The 24182-nt window shown below is 41.8% G+C and carries 29 protein-coding genes and 1 other annotated feature; of the genes, 9 read left to right on the top strand and 20 right to left on the bottom strand.

The genetic code is table 11. The features are described from left to right. Positions 1–12: 12 nt before the first annotated feature. Complete coding sequence (locus B9Y89_RS09855; protein WP_085523066.1) at positions 13–279, top strand: YtzH-like family protein; 267 nt, start codon at positions 13–15, stop codon at positions 277–279. Here B9Y89_RS09855 and B9Y89_RS09850 read toward each other — a convergent pair. The 3 genes from B9Y89_RS09850 to thpR all read right to left on the bottom strand — a co-directional run bounded on the left by B9Y89_RS09850 (position 276) and on the right by thpR (position 2490). Continuing rightward, positions 276–1070 (bottom strand): phosphotransferase family protein, encoded by a 795-nt coding sequence (locus B9Y89_RS09850; protein ID WP_085523065.1) that lies wholly within the window; start codon positions 1068–1070, stop codon positions 276–278. The genes B9Y89_RS09855 and B9Y89_RS09850 overlap by 4 nt on opposite strands. Positions 1071–1186: 116 nt before the next feature. Continuing rightward, on the bottom strand, positions 1187–1915 hold the full coding sequence (locus B9Y89_RS09845) for a nuclease-related domain-containing protein (protein ID WP_085523064.1): 729 nt from the start codon (positions 1913–1915) through the stop codon (positions 1187–1189). A 2-nt stretch (positions 1916–1917) separates the two neighbouring features. Continuing rightward, positions 1918–2490 carry an RNA 2',3'-cyclic phosphodiesterase gene (gene thpR / locus B9Y89_RS09840; RefSeq protein ID WP_085523063.1) on the bottom strand — a complete coding sequence of 191 codons (573 nt, stop codon included), beginning with the start codon at positions 2488–2490 and terminating at the stop codon, positions 1918–1920. Between the two features lie 109 nt (positions 2491–2599). Here thpR and cysK point away from each other — a divergent pair, with 109 nt between their 5' ends. Further along, on the top strand, positions 2600–3538 hold the full coding sequence (gene cysK, locus B9Y89_RS09835; RefSeq protein WP_085523062.1) for a cysteine synthase A: 939 nt from the start codon (positions 2600–2602) through the stop codon (positions 3536–3538). A 59-nt stretch (positions 3539–3597) separates the two neighbouring features. Here the strand turns inward: cysK and B9Y89_RS09830 are convergent, their stop codons facing one another. Further along, positions 3598–4611 (bottom strand): ion channel, encoded by a 1014-nt coding sequence (locus tag B9Y89_RS09830; RefSeq protein ID WP_085523061.1) that lies wholly within the window; start codon positions 4609–4611, stop codon positions 3598–3600. 233 nt (positions 4612–4844) lie between these two features. Here B9Y89_RS09830 and B9Y89_RS09825 point away from each other — a divergent pair, with 233 nt between their 5' ends. After that, complete coding sequence (locus B9Y89_RS09825) at positions 4845–5063, top strand: DeoR family transcriptional regulator (RefSeq protein WP_085523060.1); 219 nt, start codon at positions 4845–4847, stop codon at positions 5061–5063. Between the two features lie 53 nt (positions 5064–5116). Here the strand turns inward: B9Y89_RS09825 and B9Y89_RS09820 are convergent, their stop codons facing one another. After that, positions 5117–5752 (bottom strand): PRC-barrel domain-containing protein, encoded by a 636-nt coding sequence (locus tag B9Y89_RS09820; RefSeq protein ID WP_085523059.1) that lies wholly within the window; start codon positions 5750–5752, stop codon positions 5117–5119. Positions 5753–5762: 10 nt separating this feature from the next. Further along, positions 5763–6488: a pseudouridine synthase gene (locus B9Y89_RS09815; RefSeq protein WP_085523058.1), complete on the bottom strand. Its 726-nt coding sequence runs from the start codon at positions 6486–6488 to the stop codon at positions 5763–5765. Between the two features lie 55 nt (positions 6489–6543). Here B9Y89_RS09815 and B9Y89_RS09810 point away from each other — a divergent pair, with 55 nt between their 5' ends. Then, the gene (locus B9Y89_RS09810) at positions 6544–6978 is read left to right on the top strand and encodes a DUF6884 domain-containing protein (protein ID WP_085523057.1); all 435 of its coding nucleotides are present in this window, start codon (positions 6544–6546) and stop codon (positions 6976–6978) included. Positions 6979–7002: 24 nt separating this feature from the next. Here the strand turns inward: B9Y89_RS09810 and B9Y89_RS09805 are convergent, their stop codons facing one another. From B9Y89_RS09805 to B9Y89_RS09780, 6 genes are all read right to left on the bottom strand, one after another. Further along, a complete protein-coding gene (locus B9Y89_RS09805) occupies positions 7003–8592 on the bottom strand; it encodes a putative polysaccharide biosynthesis protein (protein WP_176222173.1) in 1590 nt (529 codons plus the stop codon). A gap of 94 nt (positions 8593–8686) precedes the next feature. Next, positions 8687–8869, bottom strand: coding sequence for a sporulation protein Cse60 (locus B9Y89_RS09800; RefSeq protein ID WP_085523055.1), 183 nt, complete (start codon positions 8867–8869; stop codon positions 8687–8689). A gap of 86 nt (positions 8870–8955) precedes the next feature. Continuing rightward, positions 8956–9297, bottom strand: coding sequence for a rhodanese-like domain-containing protein (locus B9Y89_RS09795; RefSeq protein ID WP_085523054.1), 342 nt, complete (start codon positions 9295–9297; stop codon positions 8956–8958). 25 nt (positions 9298–9322) lie between these two features. Beyond that, on the bottom strand, positions 9323–9631 hold the full coding sequence (locus B9Y89_RS09790; protein WP_085523053.1) for a rhodanese-like domain-containing protein: 309 nt from the start codon (positions 9629–9631) through the stop codon (positions 9323–9325). 195 nt (positions 9632–9826) lie between these two features. Next, positions 9827–12244 carry a leucine--tRNA ligase gene (gene leuS / locus B9Y89_RS09785; RefSeq protein WP_085523052.1) on the bottom strand — a complete coding sequence of 806 codons (2418 nt, stop codon included), beginning with the start codon at positions 12242–12244 and terminating at the stop codon, positions 9827–9829. An 87-nt stretch (positions 12245–12331) separates the two neighbouring features. Next, positions 12332–12561: a binding site (T-box leader), on the bottom strand. 71 nt (positions 12562–12632) lie between these two features. Beyond that, positions 12633–13844 carry an MDR family MFS transporter gene (locus tag B9Y89_RS09780; RefSeq protein ID WP_085523051.1) on the bottom strand — a complete coding sequence of 404 codons (1212 nt, stop codon included), beginning with the start codon at positions 13842–13844 and terminating at the stop codon, positions 12633–12635. Between the two features lie 197 nt (positions 13845–14041). Here B9Y89_RS09780 and B9Y89_RS09775 point away from each other — a divergent pair, with 197 nt between their 5' ends. Further along, positions 14042–14626 carry a tRNA 5-(aminomethyl)-2-thiouridylate-methyltransferase MnmM gene (locus tag B9Y89_RS09775; protein WP_085523050.1) on the top strand — a complete coding sequence of 195 codons (585 nt, stop codon included), beginning with the start codon at positions 14042–14044 and terminating at the stop codon, positions 14624–14626. 24 nt (positions 14627–14650) lie between these two features. Here B9Y89_RS09775 and B9Y89_RS09770 read toward each other — a convergent pair whose 3' ends face one another. The 3 genes from B9Y89_RS09770 to metK form a co-directional block, all read right to left on the bottom strand. Beyond that, positions 14651–15715 (bottom strand): tetraprenyl-beta-curcumene synthase family protein, encoded by a 1065-nt coding sequence (locus tag B9Y89_RS09770; RefSeq protein ID WP_085523049.1) that lies wholly within the window; start codon positions 15713–15715, stop codon positions 14651–14653. A gap of 16 nt (positions 15716–15731) precedes the next feature. After that, positions 15732–16529, bottom strand: a complete 798-nt coding sequence (locus B9Y89_RS09765) for an alpha/beta hydrolase (protein ID WP_085523048.1) — start codon at positions 16527–16529, stop codon at positions 15732–15734. A gap of 78 nt (positions 16530–16607) precedes the next feature. After that, on the bottom strand, positions 16608–17807 hold the full coding sequence (metK, locus tag B9Y89_RS09760; RefSeq protein ID WP_085523047.1) for a methionine adenosyltransferase: 1200 nt from the start codon (positions 17805–17807) through the stop codon (positions 16608–16610). A gap of 190 nt (positions 17808–17997) precedes the next feature. On the opposite strand from metK, the gene pckA reads away from it, so the two are divergent. Beyond that, positions 17998–19569, top strand: a complete 1572-nt coding sequence (gene pckA / locus B9Y89_RS09755) for a phosphoenolpyruvate carboxykinase (ATP) (RefSeq protein WP_085523046.1) — start codon at positions 17998–18000, stop codon at positions 19567–19569. Between the two features lie 46 nt (positions 19570–19615). Here the strand turns inward: pckA and ytkD are convergent, their stop codons facing one another. Both ytkD and B9Y89_RS09745 read right to left on the bottom strand, forming a co-directional pair. After that, positions 19616–20095 (bottom strand): RNA deprotection pyrophosphohydrolase, encoded by a 480-nt coding sequence (gene ytkD, locus B9Y89_RS09750; protein ID WP_085523045.1) that lies wholly within the window; start codon positions 20093–20095, stop codon positions 19616–19618. Positions 20096–20245: 150 nt separating this feature from the next. Further along, positions 20246–20485, bottom strand: a complete 240-nt coding sequence (locus B9Y89_RS09745) for a hypothetical protein (RefSeq protein ID WP_085523044.1) — start codon at positions 20483–20485, stop codon at positions 20246–20248. 173 nt (positions 20486–20658) lie between these two features. On the opposite strand from B9Y89_RS09745, the gene B9Y89_RS09740 reads away from it, so the two are divergent. Continuing rightward, a complete protein-coding gene (locus B9Y89_RS09740) occupies positions 20659–20979 on the top strand; it encodes a hypothetical protein (protein WP_085523043.1) in 321 nt (106 codons plus the stop codon). Positions 20980–21128: 149 nt separating this feature from the next. Here the strand turns inward: B9Y89_RS09740 and B9Y89_RS09735 are convergent, their stop codons facing one another. The 3 genes from B9Y89_RS09735 to B9Y89_RS09725 are packed head-to-tail and all read right to left on the bottom strand — an operon-like array spanning position 21129 to position 22109. Beyond that, positions 21129–21434, bottom strand: coding sequence for a hypothetical protein (locus B9Y89_RS09735; RefSeq protein ID WP_085523042.1), 306 nt, complete (start codon positions 21432–21434; stop codon positions 21129–21131). 15 nt (positions 21435–21449) lie between these two features. Continuing rightward, positions 21450–21851, bottom strand: a complete 402-nt coding sequence (locus B9Y89_RS09730) for a hypothetical protein (protein WP_085523041.1) — start codon at positions 21849–21851, stop codon at positions 21450–21452. Positions 21852–21908: 57 nt separating this feature from the next. Beyond that, positions 21909–22109 (bottom strand): hypothetical protein, encoded by a 201-nt coding sequence (locus tag B9Y89_RS09725; protein WP_085523040.1) that lies wholly within the window; start codon positions 22107–22109, stop codon positions 21909–21911. Between the two features lie 84 nt (positions 22110–22193). Between B9Y89_RS09725 and B9Y89_RS09720 the strand changes: the two genes are divergently transcribed. After that, positions 22194–22634, top strand: a complete 441-nt coding sequence (locus tag B9Y89_RS09720) for a hypothetical protein (RefSeq protein WP_085523039.1) — start codon at positions 22194–22196, stop codon at positions 22632–22634. Between the two features lie 65 nt (positions 22635–22699). Continuing rightward, complete coding sequence (locus tag B9Y89_RS09715; protein ID WP_085523038.1) at positions 22700–24175, top strand: amidase; 1476 nt, start codon at positions 22700–22702, stop codon at positions 24173–24175. Positions 24176–24182 lie beyond the last annotated feature (7 nt).

The following is a 24182-nucleotide window of genomic DNA, read 5'->3' as shown; positions in this document are numbered from 1 at the left end:
GTGTGACTTTTAATGACGTTGTCCAGTAAAGATAAATTAAATCTCATCAAAGATATTCTAAATAGCCATCAAATGGATCGAAATCCGACTGTTTCTGAATATGAACAACTGTTCCGTTCAACCAATCAATTATTACAGCAGCAAGATAGCCCTGAATTAAATGACATTATTCAAGCTATCAATGAATACAGCGAAGCGGGATTGGATGAGAATCAATCCAATGAACATTTAGATCATAACACAGCCAACATTAATCAGTGGATTCAATCGCTTGGCTAAAAATATTTATGGCTAAAGCGATTCAACCGTAGTAAATCCGTTTCATATAACTTGGCCTGTTTATATTGACCGCGATCCCAATGCCAAAACATAAACATTAATGTTTGTGACAGCATATACCAATGCATACGCAATCTTAAATCTGCGGTCAATGGCCAGCCATATTGGGCTAACCATTCGGCCCAATGGGCTTCATCGATATACCAATAAAGTACTAACCCTAAATCCAATGCGGGGTCGGCAATAATCGCTTGATCCCAGTCAACAAGATAGAGATAACCATTATTATCCATCAGCCAATTATTATGATTAATATCTGAATGGCACACGACTTTTCCCGAATAATTAACGTTTTTTGCATTAGTTTTTAAGAAATTCATCGCTTCTCGAATACCTGCATGGGCACGATGTTTGGCATAACATTCTTCTAATTCACCCAAAATAGATGGTGGCGTCACCGGGGCATTCCCTAAACGCGACAGCATGAAAACCAGGGGCTCGGAAGAATGAATTTTCTTAAGTAAATGCGCTACTTGGGTAGACTTCATATCAACGGCCTTTAATTCACGACCATTCAACCATTCTTGAGCTGTTATGACATCTCCATTCTCAAGGCGCTTCGTCCATAATAATTTAGGGACGATACCCTCTGCGGACAAAACGGCCAAAAACGGTGATGAATTTCTTTTTAAAAATATTTTTCGGTCAGAAGATTGGGCAAGATAAGCTTCACCAGTGACACCGCCAGCCGATGAAATCACCCAATCTTCATTATCGAATAGTTGGAACAAAGTCAGTCATCCTTATAATGAACGATAGTCTATCATTTTCGTAACTTCATTAAGTTTAAAACCCGTTTAAGAGTCAACATTTCTAGGGTATCATGTCTGATTAATAAAATCCAACCCTATCTGGAAATAGCCGTAGTTTCAGTCTTTTCTAACAGCCATTTCGCTAGGTTTAACTGCTGATGCCGCATCGGCTGTCCGCTATCTAGCCCCTTCCGCTGGAGATCCAAAAACTGTCGTTTATCAACGATGTCAACATTTCCCGTAGGATAATAGTTTTCTATAAAACTATTCGGAGCCAAAACATAATGATGAACTGGCATCTGTTGTTGTTCTCCAGCCAATAGTTTTTTTAAAGATGTTGCTGATTGGTGAATGGAATGAAGTGGACTATCCATTGAACGACGGCCGTTCGAAGTAATCTCTTGCCATGTCCCATTCGTGTCCCCTTGAAAGACACTATCTGTCTCTCCAAGCAATAACTTAACATTCCAAACCATTCCAGGGTGAATCATAATCGTGTTCAGTTGTCCATTTTGAATAATAGGATGGAACATCAGCAACACCGTATCGGAGAAATTTGATAATAGAAATTGCAGTTCCTGATGATGTTTGTATATATCCATAATCTCTGATCGCTGGTTCAACGTTGATGACGCCCAAACCAATTGATGGCGAAACATTGTTTTATGAAAAGTGTGTCTCATCTTATTGGAAAGTTTCAAATCAGATTGGTTTTTAAAAGCAGCCCATTTTCCCTGCTTAATCTTAATATATTGACTAGCATAATGAAATAAATTATCTTCATACCGTGAAACATAGCGATCTAACTTAATCAACTGTGCCACATCTATCCCCCCAACTGAAAAGCTTTCACCTTCTGATAGCGCGGCTCTGATTGAGGCTGTACTTTAAACAAAACCACTTCAGAAACCAACCATTCAGTTATATCGCATGCCTTTAAAGGAACATCAAATATATCATTGATATCAATGCCGCGGCGAGACCCCCACTTTTTTGCTAAGGTAATATGCGGTTTATACGGACGCTTTTCCGGTTCAAATCCGTCTTCAGAGCAAATATGATTAATTAGTCTATGCAAAGCAAACAAGCGCTCATCACTCTGGACACCTGCCCACAGCACTCGCGGCCGCTGCGATGACCCGAATGTTCCCGGTTCAGTCAATTGCATGGGAAACGGCTGAATCGTCGTTACACGCTTATCAATGTGATCGGATAATGCTTCAATTTTCCTGTCGTCTGCTGCACCTAAAAAAAGTAAGGTCACATGATAATCATTGATGTGGGTCCAATACTTGTAATGGACAATATTCTGCATGGATGCTGACCACTGACTGAGGCATTTTTTTATCGTCTGTGGTAACGGAATACCTAAAAAGTAGTGTACGTGGTTATCGGTCATCGTCTCAACCCCCGTTCTTATTCATATTAATTCATTATAGCACATAGCCTATCCTTATTTTGTTATAATAACCCATGAGAATGGATACCAATCAAAGGAAGGGTTACATATGAAAAGAGTCTATAATAACATGGCTGAACTCATTGGTGATACACCATTAGTTAGACTTAACCGACTGCCTGATCCAAGTGGAGCTGCTGTCTATGCAAAGTTAGAAATGTTTAATCCGAGCAGCAGTGTTAAAGACCGTGCTGCATTTAACATGATCTTGGAAGCCGAGGAAAAGGGTTACTTAAAACAAGGTTCGACCATTATTGAACCTACTTCAGGGAATACCGGTATTGGTCTAGCCATGAATGCATCTGCAAGAGGGTACAAATCAATCATCATTATGCCTGATACGATGACTCAGGAACGGATTAACATGTTAAAGGCTTATGGGGCCGAGGTCGTTTTAACGCCCGGTGATGAAAAAATGCCCGGAGCGATTGAGAAAGCCAAAGAACTTGTCAATGAAATTCCTAATAGTTTTATGCCGATGCAATTCGAAAATGAGGCCAATCCGGACGCTCATCGTCATTCGACCGGGCAAGAAATTATTGATGCCATGAAGGAAATCAATAAAACGCCATCAATATTTGTTTCGACGGCAGGCACGGGCGGAACCGTTACAGGAACAGGTGAAACCTTGAAGGCCGCTTATCCCGATATGGCTATTCATGTTTGTGAACCTAAAGGATCACCTGTCCTATCAGGTGGAGAGCCAGGTAAGCACAAGCTTGTTGGAACCAGTCCAGGCTTTATCCCATCGATTCTTAACAAAGACATCATTGATCAAATTCATTTGATTTCTGATGAGGAAGCGTATGACACAACAAGAAGGTTAGCACGAGAAGAAGGCATCCTAGTCGGACCCTCATCAGGGGGATCTGTATACACAGCCATTCAGCAAGCTAAGAACCTGTCCCCTGACGACGTTGTGGTCTGTATGACTAATGATACTGGCGAACGTTACCTTTCCGGTGATTTATTTGATTTTGATAATTGAACAATAAGACAGGCTGTCGCTAGGATAGGGGCTGCCCCCAAATCTTTTGGGGGCAGTCCTTATATATCTAAAACCGCTTGATAGGTTGGTTCATCACAAATAATGTATAGCTGAGCATTCTTTGCAATAGGTTTCTCTAATTGACGGTTAACTGTCAAATCATCCCCATCAGCCACCAATGTTGCTCCATATCTCAATAATTCATCAAACGCTGTCTTATATGTATCCCATTGCGGTTTAGGATGGATTTGATAGAGGTTCTCACCACTTCCTCGTCTAACAAGTTGATTATAAATGGAGGAAATGCCATTATTAAAGGTGGCCCTGACCGCAAGCCTTGAAACCATATCTGACGGCAATATGAATTCATTAACATTAATATAGGAAAAATTACCCACATGCCTCTCATCCATAATTTCAACCATTGTTTTAATATCAGATGCATAGGCTTCAATTGTAGAACTAATAAGTAATGTCTTGCCATCAATTAACTGTTGATCATCAATCGATTCATCGGCAAAGACAATAGCTGAACGGGCTCGCTCGAGTCCTGCGTTTTCTAACGTTTCTTTTTCAGTTGCCCTGCCTCTGATATAAAAAATTCGTTCGTGCTGAATTGGGGTTTTTTCCATCAGGTCAATGATAACGATCTCTATATCGGTACTCGTATCCAAAATTTCTTGAACAGCAATCTCCGCTTTCCGGGACCAACCGATGATAACAATATGATCTTTACCTTTATATCGCAAACGCCCTTCCTCCCTTTTCCTCTTATATGAGGCTAGTCCATCAACAACTTTTCCAATTGCAACACCAATCACCCCGATGCCAATAATATAGACAATCATCGCATAAATTTGGCCCGGAACAGTAACCGGCGAGTAATCACCATAACCTACTGTTGTTACAGTTGTCATCACATACCATAAAGCGTTAAACGGTGTTTTGAACGTTTCTGGCTCCAACCAATAGAATAGATAAGTACTCATAATAATGAATAAAATACTTCCAGTCATCAAAATCCAGTTATCCATTCTGATCGCTTTATGAATCATTTGGCGAACAATATACATTTAATCCCCCTTTCTAAGCAGTAAATCTATTATAGCTAACTATACCTAATCGGTCATCTATCTTTCAAATGCTTCTTATTTGACAATTATAAAAATTATTGTACTATATTTAGTAAAGGGAAAGATTGGGAACCTCCTGAATTAACTAATTATTGTACGAATATTTGCACCCTTCTGCTAATAAACTAGTTGCAAGCAGGACAAAAGTTCATTAAACGTTAAGGAGTGGTTGTTTGAACCCTTCAACAGATCGGATGTTAAACAGAGTAAAAGCCATTTACTTATACATTCATAGAAAGGGGACAGTGACAACTCAAGAACTCGTCGATGAATTCGACATGACCCAACGAACCATTCAGAGGGACTTAAACATACTAACCTACAATAAGCTCGTTAAAAGCCCTAGCCGAGGAAAATGGACGACAACCAACAAAAAAGTTAAAGTGTCATAGTAAAAAAAGGTCTTCATGCGGGCGCCTGAAGACCTTTATACTCGCTAATCCATTTAATTCATTAATCGAAAAATATCCTGCTCACCCGAAACTTTTAATGTATCAGCATGCCAATGACTTAAATATTGGGGTGGAATATATTTAGGTTCATGGTCTAATAACCGATCCAGAGCACCTTCAGAGATCTGAACGCCAGCTAGAGAACGCTCCTCTGTATCAATAACAACATTTTGAATTTTCCCTAACGTCCGATCCTGAGCGTCAGCGACTTTCTTTCCAATAAGTTGTTCCATAGAAATTTGATTCCGACTTGCTGAGTCATTTTCATTTCTTATACGACCATCATATTGGATGGATGATGCGCCAATTTGTATATCTTTACCCTGAATAAAATCATATTGCTCAAACGCTCCCGTTTGCTCAGGCAATCCTTCACCAATGATGACATTATTCAAATTAGTGTTGGCTTTCGCTTGATATCGATCAACATCCTCCTCAGTCGTCTGATCCCTACTATCAATCCTGTCATCATGGGATGATGCTTTAGACTGATATCCATGAGCATTATAACTAAGATAATTAATGGTATAATCATCTTCAAGAATCAGAACATCTTGGAGTTCCCGCATATCAACATCGTCCTTGTAGACAAGCGGTAAAGCTTTCAGACGATCAAACGTAATCAACATCGTTAACCTCCTAGTCTGAGTAACCCTCTTTTAATAATAGAAGTTTGTCCAATTCGTCTTGATTCAATGTACGATACTCACCTGGCTTAAGGTCCAGATCAAGTGTCAACGATCCCATGCTGACTCTTTTTAAAAAGGTTACTCTGTTATCAACGGCCGCAAACATCCGTTTTACTTGATGATATTTACCCTCGTTAATTGTTATGTAAACCGATCGATTCGCAGCATCCAGGATTTCTATTTGCGCAGGACGGGTGGTTTCACCGCCATCTAACTGAACACCTGTTGTTAATTGCTCTATTCGTGTTGCCGTTAATGGGGCGGCTAACTCAACATAGTAGATTTTGTTAACGTGTTTCTTAGGTGATAATAGATCATGACTAAGTTGACCGTCGTTGGTCAATAGCAGCAAACCTTCAGTATCCTTATCCAAACGTCCAACAGGAGATAGTTGCTTAACTTTATCGGAATCAGCTATCAAATCAAGCACCGTACGTTGAGTCAAGTCCTGAGTTGCCGATATGACACCCTGAGGTTTATTTAACATGAAATAAACAAACTCCGCATACTGAACATCATGACCATCAACAACGATTATGTCATTATTTGGATGAACGTGAAACTTCGGATTTTTTGTTATACTATGATTAACCGTTACTCGACCTTGTTTTAAGATCATCTTGACATCTTTACGACTGCCAAGCCCTGAATTTGCAAGTAACTTATCAAGACGCATGTCCGTCACCTCTTTTTAACTAGATGGTTCATGTGGTTCCCGGAGGTTAAATAAAATGAAATCGAAAATAGGCTTACTTGCCACTTCTAGAAAAAAACAATCAAAACCTGACAGAGTCATTGATTTTTATAGCAGTCCGTTGTTTAAGAAATCGGCGGAATATGCGCTGCTCAATTATGACCGATTTTATTTTTATAATGCAAAAGATGGATTGCTTTTACCCGATCAGATGATGTCACCTTATGATGTCTCCATAAAGACGTTCCGAGTTGAAGAAAAACGTCTTTGGGCCGAAAAAGTCGTTCACCAACTTCATCAATATGAAATACCTGGGACCATTGATTTATATCTTCACGGTGGACAAGTGTATCGCAGATATTTGCAACCTCAATTACATCGTTATGGATACACTTTTGAAGTTCCTCTAGAAGGGTTAGGTATCGGTCAACAATTAAAATGGTATGATGAGCACATTAATAAATATTATTAGGCTCCACATAATGCGGAGCCTCCTTTATTTCATGAACCGACCAACAATTGGAATATTCTTTCCTAACACCTGTCTTGCGAGTCCAGAACGGAAGGCCAGCCACATGTAAAAGCCGCCGCCCAAAATAATAGCAATGATACTCGTTACTAACGCACCGAGCCAAGTCTCCGGACGATCCGATATCCAAACAACAACCCCAACAACAATGGCCATCATCGTCGTAAAAATACCCACAAGCAAAAATCGCTTGGCGACAAAATTGAATGCATAACCCGCTCGTCCACGAACCGCCAATAGATTAATCCCGATGGACAGCAGATAACCGACATCTGTCGCTAAGATTGGCCCCTGCATGCCGAACCAGTTGATAAACAGTGGATTTAAACTGAGCTTAAAAAGCAAACCAAACAACAAACTAAAAATCGTGACTTTTTGCTTATCAATTCCTTGCAAAATAGCCGCCGTTACAGAAAAGCCGGCAAACAAAAAGGCGGATGGTGCGTACCAACGCAGGACTTCGCCGCCGATGTTCAGATGTTCACCACCATACAAGAGAAAGTATATTTGATAACTTAACATGGAAATCCCAACGGCTGCCGGAATAACCAAAAATAGAATCATTTGAAAGGCCTGCGTAATCTTCTGCGTCAGCTGCAGCCGATCCCCAACCGAATACGATGATGTAACCGACGGAACGACGCTTAGAGCGAGAGCTGTTGCTAATGATACCGGAATCATCACTATTTGTCGGTCGTAGAGCGTAAGATTGGACACGTAAGAGTCCAAGTCTTTCAGGTCATGAAAGACCTGCATAAAATGACTGGCAGTAAACAAATCCACTTGAATATAGAGCATGGTTGCCAGTCCGACACAAACAAAAGGGATGGCATAACTAATGAGTTCCTTATACATATGCTTCAAAGACACATTCGCTTGCGGCTGACTGTTTGCATAAAGTTCGTCAAGGTAAGGTTTGCGCTTTTGCCAATAGCTAATTAATATAGCTAAGCTGACTCCTGCACCGACAAAAGCTCCAAACGCGACCAATGCTACAGCCATTGTTCGGCTGGCGCCAAAGATATATAGAGCTACTGTGGCCGCTGTCAACCCGAAGACAATCCGTCCTAATTGTTCAGCAACTTGAGATAATGCCGTCGGTCCCATGGATTCAAAGCCCTGAAAAAAGCCTCGAATTAAGCTCATAACTGGAGCAATCAGAATAGCCACACTAACAACACGAATCACAAATATGACATCGGAAGTATAGTCCCCTGAACCTCCGGCCAGCCAAGGAGCGAATACGTTCATAAATAAACAACCCACGAGTCCTGTTACTAACATCACAACTAAACCGGAGCGAAATAATCTTTGGCTTGTCTGATAATCTCCTAAAGCATTATATTTTGACACGTATTTAGAAACAGCTAACGGTAATCCCACTGTTGAAATGCTTAAAATGATCGCATAAGGGTTATAGGCATGTGTATAAATGCTCCCGCCTACATCGCCAACCAAAGCATGTAAGGGGACAACAAAAAGCATCCCGAGAAACTTCGATAGAAACATGCCCGCAGACAAAAGCATGGTTCCTTTCAATATTTTCGAACCGGCCAATATTGTCATCTCCTAGTTGATTAAAACCGTGAATCTTGCTTGCTTTAAACTGATAGTATTGTATCATATTTAAATTGGATGAGACGACATTAAATCAAGCTTCATAGACAATCATGGCTGAGAAACAGAACACATTCCCATTATCTAATGTGTCTTCAGCAGCAGCGACTCTAAATTGAATATCCTGTACGTTTGGATTATGATCTGATAAAAATCGGTTGATTTCATTCTCTAAGTCCGTCTCATGCTCTTCATCAAACATTTTAACCTTTAACATAAAAAAACACCCCCCGTTTTATACTCAATACGTTCCGGGAGGTGTCGATTCCTTTGACAACATTTGCCGTATTCTATCGAATGCCGTCAAACGACTTTATAATAAAAATTGTAGTGACGTTTTGCACGTCTTTTGACAATACCGGCGGCCATTTTGGCGGACCGGACACTGTCAGCAATAAAGAGGATATCCTTATCACACGGTGTCCCTTGCCGTGTTTGCCGATCTAAATAAGATAACGGAATATTTTGGGCTTGTGCATACGGTGCATTATTCGATGTAATAAATTCACGAACATCTATAATACAGTAATCACCGATTTGAATGGCATCATCAGGTGCAGCCTCAACTGAATGCCATCGGGACCGCCCTTTAAACGCATATAGAATCGCTAGTATAGCGATAATTGCTATAATCCAAGGTGCCATACCCACCACCTGATAATCTTAGTTTTTACTCAACGTGACCTTGCCATTTTAACATGCCGCCAACCATGTTGCGAACATCAAGCCCTTTTTCTTCAAGGAATTCGCAAGCTTTGTGGCTACGGCGACCCGAGCGACAAATCACTGCATAGGACTTATCAGTGTCTAATTCCTGATAACGTTCAGGCAATTCACTTAAGCGAATATGCTTCGCCTGGGGTATTTTCCCCTGTGCAATTTCTTCATCTTCACGGACATCAATTAAATCAATGCTATCCTCATTTTCTAGCTTCGCTTCCAGCTCGTCCGGCTGAATGGTTTTTATATCGTCAGACATGATCAGTCCCCTTTCGTCCTTTTTAACACTTTATATTGTCCCCGCTTTTATGAATGATTGTCAAGCGAAGGGCACCAATTACTGATAACACGTAGTCGTAATATGACATGATCCTTAAGCTAACGTTCGCAACTCAGTATAGATCATATTTCTTTAAAACAAGGAAAAAAGGGGGGCTCCTGTAACGCCTCCCAACTATTTCACAACAATATTGACCAACTTTCCTGGTATGACAATCACTTTCTTGACATCCACATCTTTCAGCCAGTCTTTGATCGTCTCATCATTCATCGCTTCAGCTTCCAAGTCTTCCTTGCTAATGGATTTTGGCACCGTCAATTTGCTACGAACCTTACCATTAATTTGCACGACGATTTCTGCTGTGGATACTTCCATTTTACGCTCATCGTAAACCGGCCAGCTTTGCAAACTAATCGGCGCTTCGTTACCCATGATACTCCAAATTTCCTCGGCAATATGCGGAGCGATCGGCGCAAGCAGTTTCACAAACCCTTCGGCAAATGACTGCGGCCAAACATCTTGTTTGTACGCTTCGTTTAAAAACACCATTAATTGTGAAATCCCTGTATTGAATCGAAGGTTTGTAAAGTCATCTGTCACTTTTTTAATGGTTTCATGATAAAGACGTTCAAACTCATTTGTGACATCAACATCAGCCTGAACATTCGCTTTCAACGTGTCTTCTTCAGTCACTAACAACCGCCAAATCCGATCCAAAAAACGCCGCGATCCGTCTACCCCGTCTTCGGACCAAGCAATCGAGGCATCCAAAGGTCCCATGAACATTTCATAGACTCTCAAGGTATCCGCACCGTGCGTTCGTACAATATCATCAGGATTAACAACGTTGCCTTTTGACTTACTCATCTTCTCACTGTTTTCACCCAGGATCATACCTTGATTAAACAGCTTTTGAAACGGCTCTTTTGTCGGTACAACACCAATGTCATATAGTACCTTGTGCCAGAAACGGGCATAAAGCAAATGCAAGACGGCGTGTTCAGCACCGCCAATATAAGTATCGACCGGCAGCCATTTATTCAGCAAATCAGGGTCAGCAAGAGCTGTATCATTGTCTGGGTCAATATACCTTAGGTAGTACCAGCAGCTGCCTGCCCATTGAGGCATGGTATTGGTCTCCCGACGACCTTTTATACCTGTCTCAGGATCAACCACATGCACCCAGTCATCAATGTTGGCAAGCGGCGACTCCCCAGTTCCAGATGACTTAACTTCATTAGCCTCAGGCAAGGTTAGCGGTAATTCTTCTTCAGGCACCGTTGTAACCTGGCCATCTTCCCAATGAATGACTGGAATCGGTTCACCCCAGTACCTTTGGCGGCTGAACAACCAGTCACGCAAACGATACGTGACCTTCTTCTCACCAATACCCTGATCTTCAAGCCACTCTAGCATAGTTTCGATGGCTTCATCTTGATGCATCCCGTCTAGGAATTGAGAGTTAACGTGAGGACCATCACCGGTATAAACCTCTTGACTTAAGTCACCACCGGATACAACCTCACGAATCGGTAAATCAAATGTGGTCGCAAATTCATAGTCACGTTCATCATGCCCCGGGACAGCCATGATTGCCCCTGTACCATAACTCATCAGCACGTAGTCAGCGATCCAGACCGGTAATTTTTCCTCGTTAATCGGGTTTACGACGTAAGCGCCAGTGAATACGCCCGTTTTTTCTTTGGCAAGATCCGTCCGTTCAAGCTCACTTTTTCTTTGCACCTTCGTTTGATAGGCCGCAACGTCAGATCGTTGTTCCGCCGTCGTAATCTGATCCACCAAAGGATGTTCCGGTGACAAAACCGCGTAAGTGGCACCGAATAATGTATCAGGTCGGGTTGTGAAGACTTCAATGGAAGCATCATGATCCGCAAAACCAAACCGAATTTGCGCACCTTCCGAACGGCCGATCCAGTTGCGCTGCATATCTTTGATACTTTCCGGCCAATCAAGATCATCAAGGTCTTCCAAGAGACGATCGGCATAATCGGTAATTTTCATCATCCATTGTTTCATCGGCTTTTGGATCACTTCATGGCCCCATTCACTCTTACCATCAACCACTTCTTCGTTAGCCAAAACCGTTCCAAGATCTGGGCACCAGTTCACAGGAATCTCATCGATGTAAGCTAGACCTTTTTCATATAATTTTATAAAGATCCATTGTGTCCATTTGTAATAATTCGGATCAGTTGTGTTAATCTCTCTAGACCAATCATAGGATAAACCCAGCGATTTAATTTGGCGGCGAAAATTATCAATATTATGCTGGGTGAATTCGGCCGGGTCATTGCCTGTTTTCATCGCATAGCGCTCGGCTGGTAAGCCAAATGCATCCCACCCCATTGGATGAAGGACTTCATAACCTTGCATCCGCTTCATTCTCGCCAAAATATCGGTTGCCGTATAACCTTCAGGATGTCCGACGTGTAAGCCCGCCCCTGATGGATACGGAAACATATCCAAAATATAACTTTTTTCTTTGTCCGTGTGAATATTCGTTTTAAAGGTTTGCTGTTCTTCCCAATAATGTTGCCATTTGGGCTCTATTTTCTTGTGATTATATGGCATGATAGCCCCTCCTTATTGCATCCATCCATAATCTTCGGTATTTATCACCAAAAACATACAAATCAACCTCCCGCCCTTAACAATATTGTTAGGGACGAGAGGTTGATATCACAATCATTGTTTCCCGCGGTTCCACCCTAGTTAATGACGTAGTTCGCCATTCACTCTGGATCCTTAACGCGGACGAGACGTTGATTGCTACGTCAGTCACTCACAATCAAAACTCCGAGGCGAGTTCACGATTCATCCATTGGCTCGCAGCCACCGCCAATTCTCTGAGAAAACATTTCGTTACTACTCCTCATCACCATTTAAAATTATACAAATTTCGATGTTATTTAGTATTCTATGCAATTGTTACACCGGTGTCAAGGCTTTTTCCCGCCGTTTAACTTTGATGAAACTCACCTACATCTTGATTGTAGGCCAGATTTTTTTGTGAAAACCGGTGAAACAATAGTGTCGATCCGATCGCAACGATATATAATAAAATAATGACGACAAAAAGCGGATTCATTCCAAAATAATCGACGATCACGCCACCGAGCAGGGGCCCAAGCATACGCCCAGCCGTCCCTGTGCTATTGACAAATCCTTGGTAGAAACCGGTTCTTCCTTTGGGAGCCAGACGATGAGCCAATGTCGGCACCGCCGGCCAAACTAAGACCTCACCGATTGTTAAGATAACCATAGCCGCCGCAAATCCACTGAACTGTTCGGCTTGAGTCACAACAGCATAAGATATCATAAAAATGACAATCCCCGTTATAATTTGCCGTTTTTCATCTCTCATTTTTGCTACTACAAACTTGACAATGGGTTGTAAAGACACAATCAGAAAACCATTAATCGTCCATAAAATACTGTAGTGTGAGAGACTAATTCCCAGTTCTTGTGTATAAGACGATAAAGTCGATTGCCATTGCACATAGCCAATCCAACATAACACGAATCCCGAACAAAGAATGAGTAAAGCGATGAAATGCCGCTTATGATGAATGGTCGATTCATAATCGGTCACGCTTGAATACATGTACCCGTCATCCACTGAGCGCCCTTCCAATCGTCGATAGGTCGTTAGCGCCAGTAAAAAGAAGCTGAGATAAAAAATACCATTGACCAAAAAAATCAAGGTGAATGATTGACTGGCAATAAATCCGCCTAGCGAAGCCCCTAACGCCACACCTAAATTTTGCGCGACGTACATCGCATTAAAAGGCTTACGCCCACCATCAGGCCATATACTGCCGGCCATGGCATACATCGCCGGCTTAACCAGTCCTGAGCCAAAACCAATCACCATTAATAGCATCATGTAAGAATAGGTGGAGTGGTATGCGACTAACAAAAACGCTGATGTTACTGAAATACAAAGGCCGGTTATAACAGAACGGAAACCGCCCCACTTATCATAAATTGTACCCCCAACAAGATTGCCAATGATTGCACTTCCTTGATTCAGCATAAGAACCAGACCGGCAAAGCTTAAACTGCGTCCAAGAAAATCATGAATATAAATCGTGTTTAATGGCCATACCAGTGAAGCGCCAGTGACGTTAATCGCCATACCTATAATCAGCAGCCAAATCGATTTCGGCATGTGTGCCCCACCTTCCTTCAATAAAATCTTAATCGAATCATAAACCCCAACAAATTTTACTCCGACAACCGAAACAATTGCAATCGATAAGTCAATCCAATGTTTGGTTTGATAACCGATCCGTGATAAAATTTGTTTTTAAAGTTAACGTCTTGGAAAGATAAAAGGTATGATCAAAAAATGAAAGGTGGTGCACCATGACCATTAAAGGCGTCATTGCCCATGCTCATATGTTACTACAGCAAGTCATCAGCAAAGGCGATACGGTTGTTGATGCTACTGCTGGTAACGGCCATGACACGGAGTTTTTAGCCAAACGTGTAGGTGAAACCGGACAAGTATTGGCTTTTGATATTCAGCAAGCAGCCATTCATTCGACAAAAGGTCGACTTGAAACTTCCGATTTAGATCACCGCGTTACACTCATTAACGATTCACATGAACGTATTGACGATTATATTAACGAACCCGTGCAGGCGGCGATTTTTAACCTTGGTTATCTCCCAGGCGGCAATACTAATATCGTCACTCATCCGAACGCTACTTGGACGGCCTTAACCAAGCTCGGTGAACAACTTGTCACAGGAGGAATCATCGCCGTCGTTGTTTATCCTGGACATGACCAAGGCTACGATGAATCTTCATATTTATTGCAGCAGATCAATGCATTACCCAAGTTAAAATGGCGAATTCTTAAATACGAAGTAATTAACCCTAACCAGCCACCCTACTTGCTGGCATTAGAAAAATTGAAACATAAAGGCGACCACCCTACACCATAAGAGAGTGGTCGTTTGTCTATTGGTCTATAATCCTGGTTTTAACCGCCGGTAGAGCCAACCATTTAAGAAGAAAAACATCCCAGAGCCACCAGCTTTTCGCATCATCTTGCGCGCTTGCACCCTGACACGACGCTGCTTCGCAACTTTTTGATCTGCCAAATAGATACCCATTAAACCGCGGTTAATCATCCGGTGGAAGGCACGATCGGGAAGCGTCTGAATACTCTGATCGGCTTTCTCAATAAAATAATTGAGTCGCTTGAGTAGCACATCCTCATTATCGTAGTAAAAGCAAAAGTTCAGATCACCGCCAATACGGTCTTCTTCTTGATCAATGAAGTAATCGAGTAAAATGTGTAAACCTTGAACCCACGGGAAATAGCCAGACTTTAAAATGGGAACAAGTTTGTCCATCTGTTCACCATTAGCCGCATAAGAAACGATACAAAAGATACCTAGAGTTGAACCGGAACTCGCCGAGAATTCCTGCCACTGCATGTCTGGCCATTGGTGCTCATAGTGTGCAAACCAATGCTGCAATCGCGGAACACGCTCCTCATGCTTAACATGCTTATGAACCTGCAAGTCACAGTAATAACCAGCAAGCTCATGTAAGCTTGGTTGAATAGTCTTGAGCGACGGCAAATTTGCTAACATTTGCTGGCATGTGAGTACTAATTGAGGTAAATAACCACCATCACCTTGATGATCCCTGAAACGGTAGTAATCTTTTAATGGTGCACCGGGTGTTAAGGCATCCATCATCGATTCATGAAGGGCACGGAAATCGTCGGGATTCAATGAGACAGAACGGTCACAGAGATTATCTAGATAATCACTAATGGTCTGATAGGCCACGACAAATTCAATGACAGCCTGGTAGTTTTGTCCTGCCAACAAACTATGTATTGACCCCCCTTCACAATGAAATGTTTTCGCCTCAATACTGGCCACAGCCTGCTTGCGCAATTCTTCATCAGGAATTTTCCTTGCTTTCTCTTTCCAAGCTGCTAATTCACTATGAACTTTCGGTAAAACCATCTTATAAATATTTCTCATCAAACCGAAAGGGGTTGATGGCACCTTCATACGAACCCTCCTTTCATCAATGGGTATTCATATATTGATTCATAAATCCTAGCGAATAAGTAAAAACATCGTTGCGTTCAGGTTCATTATACACTTCATGGTAAAGCCCAGCCCATTCTTTGTAGTGCTTACTTTCTATTGTAAGGGCATCAAACCATGATTGGACAGCCTGTTTATCGACAATTTTGTCACTGCCGGCTTGCATAACCAGCAATGGTATATTAGGAAAGCATGCGTTTCGCTCGACCGCTTGCACCATGGCCTTATCTAATTCAAAGTACCATCGGACGGAGACTTTTGTTAACATTAACGAATCATGGGCATCGCGTTTAAGAATGTCCGGATTCCTTGTCGCCTTGTCATTATCAGCGGAACCCTTAGTTGGAATGCGACATTTTGGATAACATTTATTTAAAATTCGAGCGAGTGATAACAGCCAGCGCGGAGGTTGATTGACGATACCAAGACAAGGTGATGACAAAATCAGACCATGGATATCAGGATGTTTCTCCTGTACAGTACGAATCGAAGCTAGTCCTCCCATACTATGGCCCAATAAATAGACGGGAATATCCAAAGACTGCCCGCTCACAATCCACTGGTTAATGGTCTCAATATACTCGTCAAACCGATCGACATGTCCCCGGGGGCCAAGATGCCTACCGTGACCTGGTAAATCACCTGAAATAACATGGAATCCTTCATCTATCAAGCGGTCTTTTAACCAACGGTAACGACCATGATGCTCCCCCAGCCCGTGAACGATAACCACCACACCTCTTGGAACAAGGACATCTGTTTTCCACGTTCGCACCTGTAACCATCCTCTCTCCCCATTTTATCATGCCCCGGTATATACAAAAAGTGCGGCTCCTTACGCCGCACTTTATGATTAGGCCTCATTGTTCAAATCTTTCGCTTTATCCGTTTGCTCCCATGGGAGTTCAATATCTGTTCGGCCAAAGTGTCCATAAGCGGCCGTTTGTTTATATATTGGCCGGCGTAAATCGAGCATCTTGATAATACCAGCAGGACGCAGATCGAAATGAGACCTAACAAGTTCAACCAAACGTTCTTCCGATATGCTCCCTGTTTCAAAGGTATCAATGGCAATGGATACCGGTCTGGCAACGCCAATGGCATAAGCAAGTTGAACTTCGCATTTTTCCGCCAAACCAGCGGCCACGATATTCTTAGCCACATATCTCGCCGCATAAGCTGCTGAACGGTCAACTTTGGTTGCATCCTTACCAGAAAACGCTCCCCCACCGTGCCTGGCAAAACCACCATAAGTATCAACAATCAGTTTTCGGCCGGTCAAACCAGCATCACCTTGAGGGCCACCAATGACAAAGCGCCCCGTTGGATTAATAAAAAAGTTTGTTGTCTCATCAATGAATCCTTCAGGTACAATCGGTTGAATCACGTGTTCTTTAAGATCTTCCTTAATTTGCTCCAAGGTCACGTCAGGATGATGTTGCGTTGAAATCACAATGGTATCAATGCGTTCAGGCTTGCCATTCTCATCATACTCAACCGTGACCTGAGTTTTACCATCCGGACGCAAATAATCGAGGATATGATCTTTCCTAACAACAGCAAGGCGGCGTGATAATCTATGGGCTAATGAAATCGGCAGCGGCATCAATTCTGGTGTTTCGTTTGAAGCATAGCCAAACATCAAACCTTGATCCCCCGCACCTATTGCTTCAATTTCTTCATCTGTCATCTGACCTTCTCGAGCTTCTAGAGCCTGGTCAACTCCTTGAGCGATATCTGATGATTGTTCATCGATGGACGTTAATATCGCACAAGTTTCGGCGTCGAAACCATATTTAGCCCGGTTATATCCAATATCTTGGACCGTTTCTCTCACAATGCTTGATATATCAACATATGTAGACGTTGAAATTTCACCAGTCACTAGAACAAGGCCGGTGTTAGCCATTGTTTCACAGGCAACCCGTGCATTCGGGTCATGCGTTAATATAGCATCTAATATCGCATCAGAAATTTGATCACATATTTTGTCAGGATGGCCTTCTGTCACTGACTCGGATGTAAATAGCCTCCGAGAATATGTTTTTGTCATCCAAAAAATCCTTCCCTTGGCCGATTTGAAATCATAGTTATTTTAACGAAAAATGCTAAAAACCGCAAATCAGCAGTTTTTCATCATCAGAATCTGAAAAGCAATCAATTTATAATAGCATTTTTCATATAATGTGTTATACTATTTAAAGAATTATGATGTACTTTTAAATTAGGGGTGACATTTTATCATGAGTACAACAACCTTTTCTTCTAAGCTACACGAGCTTTTGCAGAACGATCAGACCCATTTCAACTGGTCCATCTCACATCTCATTGAAAAATCTTTGGTACGACAAGAAGGTATTCTAAGCGAAACCGGTGCGTTGGCAGTAAAAACAGGCAAATACACCGGTCGTTCCCCTTATGACAAATACATTGTCAATGACATAGATGATGACCGGTTAGACTGGAAAAATAATCAACCTATGAATGAATCAACTTTTTTATCATTATATGAAAAAGTTCTTGACCACCTGACAGAACAACAAGAGCGATTTGTTTTCCGCGGTTTTGCAGGAACAGATCCCCAATATGCCTTACCGATTCAGGTCATTACAGAGTATTCGTGGCATAATCTTTTTAGCCGGCAACTATTTGTTCGCCCTGAAAACGAGACCGAGACAATTGAACCGGCATTTACTGTGATATCAGCACCAAGCTTTAAGGCCGATCCAGTCCTCGATGGAACTCGATCTGAAGCGTTTATCGCCATCTCGTTTAAACATAATGTTGTTCTCATCGGCGGTACACAATATGCAGGTGAAATTAAAAAGTCTATATTCTCTGTCATGAACGCACTCCTGCCTCAACAGGATATATTATCCATGCATTGTTCAGCTAATATTGGTAATGAAGGTGATGTGGCTTTATTTTTCGGGTTATCAGGAACAGGAAAGACAACGTTATCTAATCATCCCAATCGACAATTAATCGGTGATGACGAACATGGGTGGTCAGATGCCGGGGTTTTTAATATTGAGGGCGGCTGCTATGCGAAAACCATCCGACTATCACAGGAAAAAGAACCGCTCATCTGGCAAGCGATCCGCTACGGTTCTGTTCTAGAAAATGTGGAAATTGATGCAAACTCTCGCGTTGCTGACTATGATAGTAACCATTATACAGAAAATACCCGCGCGGCTTATCCAATCCAACACGTTCCAAATGTGATTCAACCCAGTCGGGCGGGACATCCGGAAACGATTATCTTTCTAACAGCAGATGCCTTCGGGGTATTGCCACCCATTAGTCGATTAAGCAAAGAACAGGCGATGTATCACTATCTATCGGGGTATACGAGTAAATTAGCAGGGACAGAGCGCGGTGTCACCACACCTGAGGCTACGTTCTCAACATGTTTCGGAGCGCCATTTCTACCTTTAAAGCCATCCATATATGCTAATATGCTAGGACAGCGCATTGATCAACATCATGTGAACGTGTATTTAGTGAATACAGGATGGATTGGCGGCCCTTACGGTGAAGGTGAACGCATTGATCTGAATTACACTCGAGCCATGGTGCAGGCCGCATTGACCAACGAATTGAAGCACACTGAAACCGACACCGAACCTTATTTCGGTTTATCGATTCCAACCCAGATACCTGGCGTTCCCGATAATATTCTATTCCCGAAAGCCACGTGGACATCTGAAACAGCATATGATCAAAAGGCGAATGCCTTGGCACAAAAATTCAAGGATAATTTCACAACCTTTAAAAACATCGATCCAGCTATTGCGCAGGCTGGACCAAAATAGAGAACGAATAAGACCGTCCGATCATGAGCGGACGGTCTTATTTAAGTCAAAATTCAATGTCATTAATCCGTTTTAAGCACTGCGTTAAAACATCGTCTTTCATCATAAATGAGTATAAATTCGATTCTTTAATGGTCTTTGGCAGCTCATTAATGAAAACCGGCCCTTTAGTTTCATGGTAATGATGCCTCACTTTAATTTGATCAATAACGGCATAATAGACATTTTTAATAATCGTTCCACTTTTACCTAGAACTTTATACTGGCCGACATATCGAAGGCTATCGACATGGGCGCCCGTCTCCTCTTCCACTTCACGGGTTGCCGCTTCTTCCGGTGTTTCTCCATCTTCAACTTTACCTCCAGGGAATTCCCAACCCCGCCGAGGATGCCGTGTCAGTAGCCATTGATCAAGAAAACGGCAAATGACCCAAACATGTTTGGGATCTGAAGAAAACGGATGATCATCGAAAGTAAGGACAACCTCATTTTCATAATAATCTTCAAAGGTTAATGACATATTCATCTCCTGAACCCCATTCTCAATTTTTACCTTTATATATTCTATATAGATTCAGTTTAATTGTCCAATACTGGTTTCACAAATAATAAAGACCCAATCGACAAAAAGGGCTTCTCCGTTTTGCCATAGTCCTATAACAGCCTGTTCATAAATTTATCCAATTTGGTCATCGGAACGGTGTTTGGCAAGATACCATTCATGTTCTAATTCGGTTAAGGTCAAGGATTGTAGCCAATCTTCTTGATGAGCATAATCATCTATTGACATAAGCCTTAAAATCAAGTGCCTTTTTTGCGTTTCAACCGCCATCCTTAATAAATTTTGCTTTTTCTCCAAGGTACTCAACTCCGGTTTTTTTAGCAAGTATTGCCAGTTTTGATGAGCCTTAGACATTGTCTGCCTCATTATCAACCATATGTATAATGAAACTTAAGTGTATGGGTCTAATACCCATTCTCCTATAGAAAACCTTCGCAATACCTAGAATCATTTCGAATAATAACGGATCACATAAAACCCTTTTTTGTGGAAAAAATAGTAGTAGACTGTTGTGGAAGGAGTATGGCATGGATACGAATAAACAAAGTTATTACGTCAAAGTCGGTACCGGAGAAGTTCTGCCTGACAAAACAATATCAGAATGGGAATTTGAAATTAAAGCATCCGATGAAGAAGTATTACAACTACAAACCATCTTTGAACAAACCGATACAGGTGCTTGGGAAGACTACTGGCGAGCTCATCATCCAATAGAAGGTGTACCAAAGGGGTCTAGTGATGACTATGATTATTATCTTAAACGCATTTATGAAATGTTACATGAGTTAGGAACCGATGAAACGAGACATCACATTGAAGCAATGGGGATTATTGATAGAAAACAATAAAAAAATTTTAAATAACAGGTTTTAAACCATCGGAATAAGGGAATGATATAAATAACCCTAACCCCAACACACACTTTCATCTGTCCCGCAAGAAACTATTGCGGGGCATTTTTTATATTATAGGGACGATCACTGGGCCATAATATAGATTATTCTTGTGGTTTCTGTTTGGCCGCTTTCTCCTCTATCTGCTCATTAATGAGTGTCTTAATCCAATCAGGAATGGCTTCATTATCCATTTGTTGAAACATGTCAATAAGGTCAGCATCATCAAGCAGATTACGTATATCTTCAATATCATTATGATCGCCAGTAATCGATCCGAAGCCTTGATTTTGCTTCTTATGACTTTCAAACTGTGTGGGAAGATTGTTCCCTAAATTAACACAAGAAGCATCACTAACTGTTCCAATCCGAATTTGGCCAATTAAAAAATTGGGTGACAATAGACTCAAAGCTCTACGCCCCCTTTACTTGTTTTGGGAAAATGTATAGGATAATCCCTTATTGTTGCGATGCCACTCACCATTTCTATTAGAACTTGATGACGTTTGCTGTTGGTCTTGATTGTTTTGCGATACAGACGATGTTTGCTGTTGTTTTTTTTGCTCTCCCTGTTTCTTACTGTGCACGTTGACACCAAAATTATTGCCCACATTAAGTGCGCCGCTAACCTCTTTAACATCTAAACTGTCAAAGTTAAAATCCAAATGTTCAAGAACAGGGTCCTTAACATCCAAGTGCTCAATCGTGACATAATAATTCAAACCCTGCTTTGAAAGCGTCTGAAGCGAATTTTCAATGTGCTGCATACGTTCGTTGATTTCTTTTATTTGTTTGTCCCGCTGAAGGCGCTTTTTTATCCCGAACATTGACAATCCCTTCTTTTCACGATCTCTCTGTCACAAACATACACTGGATTAAATAGGCTAATCTGTAGACGACCGCGAACTGATCACCGTGTTCATATGGTTGACTGCACGATTATCATGACCCCTTATGGTTCCAAACCCTTGATTATCTGCAACATTCGCTGTTTGCCATTTTAATTGTTGATTATGACCTGTGAACACACCCGCTGAACTTTGAATTTCATCAACATGTAAGTCCGTAAATCTTATTTTAATCAAACGATGCCCCCAAACAAAGCGTCTTTAAGACATCGTATGATACCTAAGTCCAAAATATTTCTTAATTTCCGGGGAGAGATGATGATGGGTTCCTTTTTCAATCCCGAAGATATTCAAAAATATATTGATCAAACAAAAAAATCCTTCGAAGGTGGATTTCCATTTGATGGTGAATCCATACACAAACAAGTTGCTGATTCTATCAATGATTTTATGCCCGACTTCTTACAAGAGCAAATGCCGGATCGTTCTCAAAGCCGAAGTAACCATCAAGTGTTTGAAACACATGATTATGTTATTTTAAGGATGCCTTGGAAAAGCGAGCAGAAACCCAAACTTTATATGGACTCCCATCACTTATATGTGCCGAGGCATGACAATACAGATATTCAAGAGACCATTACGCTACCAGCACCGATTAAAGCGAATATTGCCCGGGCCGAAATTAAGGATCATATATTGGAAGTCCGAATGATGAAAGACGGGCCCGAACCCATGACAGAAATCAACGTCGATGATACTTAATCGTCGATTCCATGAAAAATTGTTATAATAAATGATACAAATAATAGAAAAAAGGATGTGACAAAGTGGACCTACGAACCCTAACAGCTACAGAATTAATCGATCATTACAGAAAACGGACATTAACACCTACTGAGGTTGTCAAGCAGTTATTGAATCATATCCATGATACCAACGATAATATCAACGCCTTCGTGACACTAAATGCTGAACAAGCTTTAGAACAAGCACTGGCCGCTGAGAAACGTTGGCAAATTAATAATGCCAGACCCCTTGAAGGCGTCCCCATCGCAAGCAAAGATCTTACCAATACGAAAGGCATCCGAACAACATATGGCTCACCGCTTTTTCAGGATCATTATCCAGAGCACGACGCAACGGTGATCGAACGGCTAAAATCTGCAGGAGCCATTATTTTAGGCAAAACCAACACACCCGAATTCGGTCACAAAGGGACCACCGATAATCCCCTCTTTGGCCCTTCACGTAATCCGTTTAATTTGAGTAAAGCGACGGGAGGATCAAGCGGTGGCTCGGCAGCTGCTGTTTCTTGCGGCATGGTCCCCTTTGCGGAAGGTAGCGATGGCGGCGGATCCATTCGTATTCCCGCGAGTCTATGTGGTGTGTTTGGTTTTAAACCGACGTACGGCCGTATTCCCTTTGATAATCATTTAAACGGGATATTCGGCAGTCATGAACCATTCTTACACTACGGCGCCCTCACACGTTCAGTACAAGATGCTGCAACGATGTTGGATGTGACTCAAGGAGTCTCTAATACGGATCCATTTTCCTTACCTATCACGGAACCGAATCATGGACAAGCCATCAACCAGATACCTCAATCATTGAAAATTGGCTGGACATTAGATTTTGGAATTTTTGACATTGATGAAGGCGTCAAGAAAGGATTCTTATCTGCGATTGATCAATTGTCTGAAAGTGGATTGGACGTGACGGCAATTAACTTACCACTGGCTCGGTCTATCCGGGACTTCATCCATTACTTTGAGAGCTTATGGACATCTGGACTATCGGCTAGTTTTTATAAGCAAGCGGAAAAGCAGCCTGACATGTTTTCTAAAAGTATGCTAAAGGCTATCGAACAGGGCAAACAATTAAGCGCGGCCCAATTTAAACAATTAGAGAAGGAACGAGCGAGACTCTGGCATCTAATGCAGGACAAGCTTGATCAATACGACATTATTTTATCACCGACTGTCGCCGTCCCAGCCTTTACCTTCGATCGTGAAGGACCTGACACCATTAACGGGAGGGCTATCAAGCCAGACTCCGACTGGGTGATGGCACAAATTTATAATATCACCGGCTTGCCAGCGGCCTCGATCCCTATCAGTGTAACGGAAGCAGGATTGCCAATCGGTATGCAAGCCGCGGCCCAGCGTTTATCTGATCTAACCTTACTGCAATTTTGCCGCTTCTATGAACGGGAAATTGGTATGCTACAAGGTGCCATTGGCTTTCAAACAAGCAATAACTCACCGGATCTCAATGAAAAAAGTGTCTCAAAGTATGACTGATACTTTG

The sequence above is a fragment of the Tuberibacillus sp. Marseille-P3662 genome, assembly GCF_900178005.1.
Classification (GTDB): Bacteria; Bacillota; Bacilli; order Bacillales; family Sporolactobacillaceae; genus Marseille-P3662.
Note: the sequence above shows the minus strand (reverse complement) of the source record. Positions and strands in the feature narration are given on the sequence as shown.